At 71.9% G+C, this 3,794-nt stretch carries 2 protein-coding genes; both read left to right on the top strand.

The window, feature by feature from the left end; genetic code table 11:
• On the top strand, positions 1 to 3,360 hold a 3,360-nt coding region (addA, locus tag V6M42_RS11885), incomplete at its 5' end, for a double-strand break repair helicase AddA (protein ID WP_332678633.1).
• Positions 3,361 to 3,468: 108 nt separating this feature from the next.
• Positions 3,469 to 3,794: thioredoxin (trxA, locus tag V6M42_RS11890; RefSeq protein WP_332678634.1), on the top strand; the 326-nt coding region annotated here is incomplete at its 3' end.

A 3,794-nucleotide genomic window follows, 5' to 3' on the forward strand; every position in this document is an offset into this window, starting at 1 on the left:
CCGCCCGGCGAGATCCTGTGCGTCACCTACACCAAGGCCGCCGCCGCCGAGATGCAGGCGCGGCTGTTCGACAAGCTGGGCCGCTGGGCCGTGATGGACGACGCCGAACTGTCGCGCGATCTGGCCCGGCTGGACGGCCGCGACCCCGCCAGTCTGGACCACGCCGACCTGCGCGAGGCCCGCCGCCTGTTCGCCCGCGCCCTGGAGACGCCGGGCGGGCTGAAGATCCAGACCATCCACGCCTTCTGCGAAAAACTGCTGCGCCGCTTCCCCATCGAGGCCGGCGTCTCGCCCGCCTTCAAGGTGCTGGAGAACGAGGCGGCGGTGGCCCTGTCGCACGCGGCGCGCGAGGATCTGGCCCGCGCGGCCCTGGCCGATCCCGACGGCCGCCTCGGCGCCGCCTACGCCCATTTCGCGGTCGAGCTGGACTGGAAATCCTTCCACGCCCTGCTGGCCATGATCGAGGCAGAGCGCGGCAAGCTGGTCGCCTATGTCGAGCGCTGGACCTCGGGCGCCGCGCCGGGTCCGCACATCCTCGCCGGGGTGTCGGAGGAGGACACCCCCGCCGCCATCGAGTCCGGCTTTCTCAATTGGCTGAACCCCGCCGACTGGCGCGCCGCCGCCGACGGCTTCGCTGCGGGCTCGGCCAACGACCAGAAGATCGCTCACCAGATGCGCGAGGCGGTCCCGCCGCACTCCAGCCTCGCGGCCATGAAGGCCCTCTTCATCGATTCGAAGGGCGAGGCGCGGACGAAGTTCGGGACGAAGAGCGCCCCGCCTGCAGCCGCCGCCTACCTCGACTCCGTCTCGCTGAAATATTGCGCCGTCCTCGACCGCATGCGCGCGGCCAGGGTCGCCGACGACACGGTCAAGGCCCTGACGCTGGCCCACGCCCACGCGGCTTTCTACGAGACGGCCAAGGCGCGGCAGGGCGCGCTCGACTTCTCCGACCTCGTGGTCCGCACCGTCGAACTGCTGACGCAGCGCGCCACCGCCGCCTGGGTGCTGTTCAAGCTGGACGGCGGCATTGAACACGTCCTCGTCGACGAGGCCCAGGACACGGCCCCCGACCAGTGGGCCATCTTCAAGGCCCTGACCGAGGAGTTCTTCTCGGGCGAGGGCGCCGCGCGCCGGGGCGAGGTCCCGCGCATCCCCCGCACCGTCTTCGCCGTCGGCGACGAGAAACAGTCGATCTACTCCTTCCAGGGCGCCCGCCCCGAGCGGCTGCGGCAGGAGGCCCAGGCCTATGAGGCGCTGGCCCGCGGCGCCGGACGGCCGTTCGAGGAGGTGCCGCTGGACACCTCCTTCCGCTCGACCGAGGAGGTCCTGGCCTTCGTCGACGCCGCCTTCGAAGGGCCCGAGCGGACCCGCGCCCTCGTCGGCGTCTCGGGCGACATCCCGACCCACCAGCCGGCCCGCGTCGGCCAGCACGGCGCGGTCGACCTGTGGCCCCTGTTCCACGATCCGGTCACGCCCGACCGCGAGGCCTGGAACGCCCCGGTCGACAAGGAGGATGCGCGCAGCGGCCGCAAACAGCTGGCCCAGGCCCTGGCCCGCGACATTCGCAAACAGGTCATGGCCGGGACCGCCGTCCACGACCGCGACGCGGACGGCGGCCTGCGCCCCGCCCGCTGGGGCGACTTCCTCGTCCTCGTTCGCCGCCGCGACGCCCTGTTCGAGGAGATCATCCGCGCCCTCAAGGCCGAGGCCGTCCCCGTCGCCGGCGCCGACCGTCTGAAGCTCAAGGAACACATCGTCTTCGACGACCTGATCGCCGTCGCCCGTTTCGCCCTCTATCCCGACGACGACCTGTCGCTCGCCGAAGTCCTGCGCAGCCCCTTCTGCGACGTCACCGATTTCGGCGATCCGCACAGCCTGTATCCGCTGGCCGACAAGGAGGGCCGCGAGGGCCGGTCGCTGTGGCGCGAACTGCAACGGCGCGCCGACGAACAGCCGCAATGGCTCCGCGCCCGCGACTTCGTCCAGGCCGCGCTGGACGCCCGCGACCGCGACCCCTTCGCCTTCTTCTCCAGCCTGCTGAACCGGATCGACGAGACCGGGGTCTCGGGCCGCGCCCGCATCCTCGCCCGGCTGGGCCGCGAGGCGGAGGAGGCGATCGACGAGACCCTGGCCCAGGTTCTGGCCGCCGAGGACCGCGGCGGCGTCGATCTGGAAACCTGCGTCGCCCGGCTCGAAGCCGCCGACGTCGAGGTCAAACGCGAGATGGAGGGCGCCCGCAACGAGGTCCGGGTCATGACCGTCCACGGCGCCAAGGGTCTCGAGGCGCCCGTCGTCATCCTTCCCGACACCACCTCGCGCGCCAAGCCGCAGGGGCCGACCCTGATGCCCACGGCGAACGAGGACGGCGGGGAGGGCGAGGGCTGGCTGATGTGTCCGGGCTCGGCGAAGGACGACTGCCCCGCCTCGAAGGCCGCGCGCGAGGCCCGCGTGGCCCGCACCGACGCCGAGACGCTGCGCCTGCTCTATGTCGCCCTGACCCGCGCCCGCGACCGGCTGGTGGTCATGGGCCGCGCGACCCGACGCCCCGAGGAAGGCTTCGAGGCCGGCAGCTGGTGGAGCGTCATCGCCGGGACCTTCCAGCGGCTGGGCGACGACGAGCCGCTGAACGTCCGCGACATCGGCGACGGCGTGCTGCGCTTCGGCGTCGACCCGGAGCGGCTGGCCGCGGCCCCTTCGACGCGGCGCGAATCGACGGACATCCCGCCCTGGGCCCGCCGGCCCCCGGCCCCGGACAAGGCCGCCCGTTTCGCCTCGCCGTCGAAGATGGAGGAAACGGCGCGCATCCCGGCGCCCTCGCCGCTGGCGGCGGCCGGACCGGGCGCGAGCCTCGGTCGCTTCCGGCGGGGCGACCTGATCCACCGGCTGCTGGAGCGGCTGCCCGACATCGCGCCGTCGGAACGGGCCGACGCCGCCCGCCGCATCCTGTCCCGCGAACGGGACCTTGACGAGGCCGCCCGCGCGGAAATGATCGGGGCCGCCTTCCGCGTCCTCGACGACGCCCGCTTCGCTCCCGTGTTCGGTCCCGGCTCCCGGCCCGAGGTCGCCCTGACCGGCTCGGTCGGGGATGTCCCGATCTCGGGACGTATGGACCGGCTGGTGGTCACGCCCGATCGGGTCCTGGTCGTCGACTACAAGACCAACCGCCCGGCCCCCGACCGGATAGAGGACGCCGACCCGGCCTATGTGCTGCAGATGGCCGTCTACGCCTCGGTGCTGGCCCGGCTCTATCCCGGCCGGACCGTCGAGGCGGCCCTGGTCTGGACCGACGGTCCGCGCCTGATGGCCGTGCCCGCCGAACTGATGCGGGCGGCGCTGGCCGGCGACGGTCCGTCGCGTTGATTTGCGCCGCCGGAGATCCCACATCGTCGGCAACCGGGCCGGAATCAGACTAGTGTGACCGGCCGCTCATTCGCGTCGCTGACGGCGGCGCCAGACAGGATTTTCTCCATGGCCACCATCAAGGTCACCGACGACAGCTTCGAAGCCGACGTCCTGAAGGCTTCCCGGCCCGTGCTGGTCGACTTCTGGGCCGAATGGTGCGGTCCGTGCAAACAGATCGGCCCGGCGCTGGAGCAGATCGCCGACGATCTGGCCGGCCAGGTCACCATCGCCAAGGTCAATATCGACGACAGTCCCATGATCCCCTCGAAACTGGGCGTGAAGGGCATTCCGACCCTGATGCTGTTCAAGGACGGCCAGATGGCCTCGATGAAGGTCGGCGCCATGCCCAAGGGCAAGATTCTCGAATGGCTGGCCGAGTCCGGCATCGGTTC

The organism is Brevundimonas sp. (assembly GCF_036677305.1).
Classification (GTDB): Bacteria; Pseudomonadota; Alphaproteobacteria; order Caulobacterales; family Caulobacteraceae; genus Brevundimonas.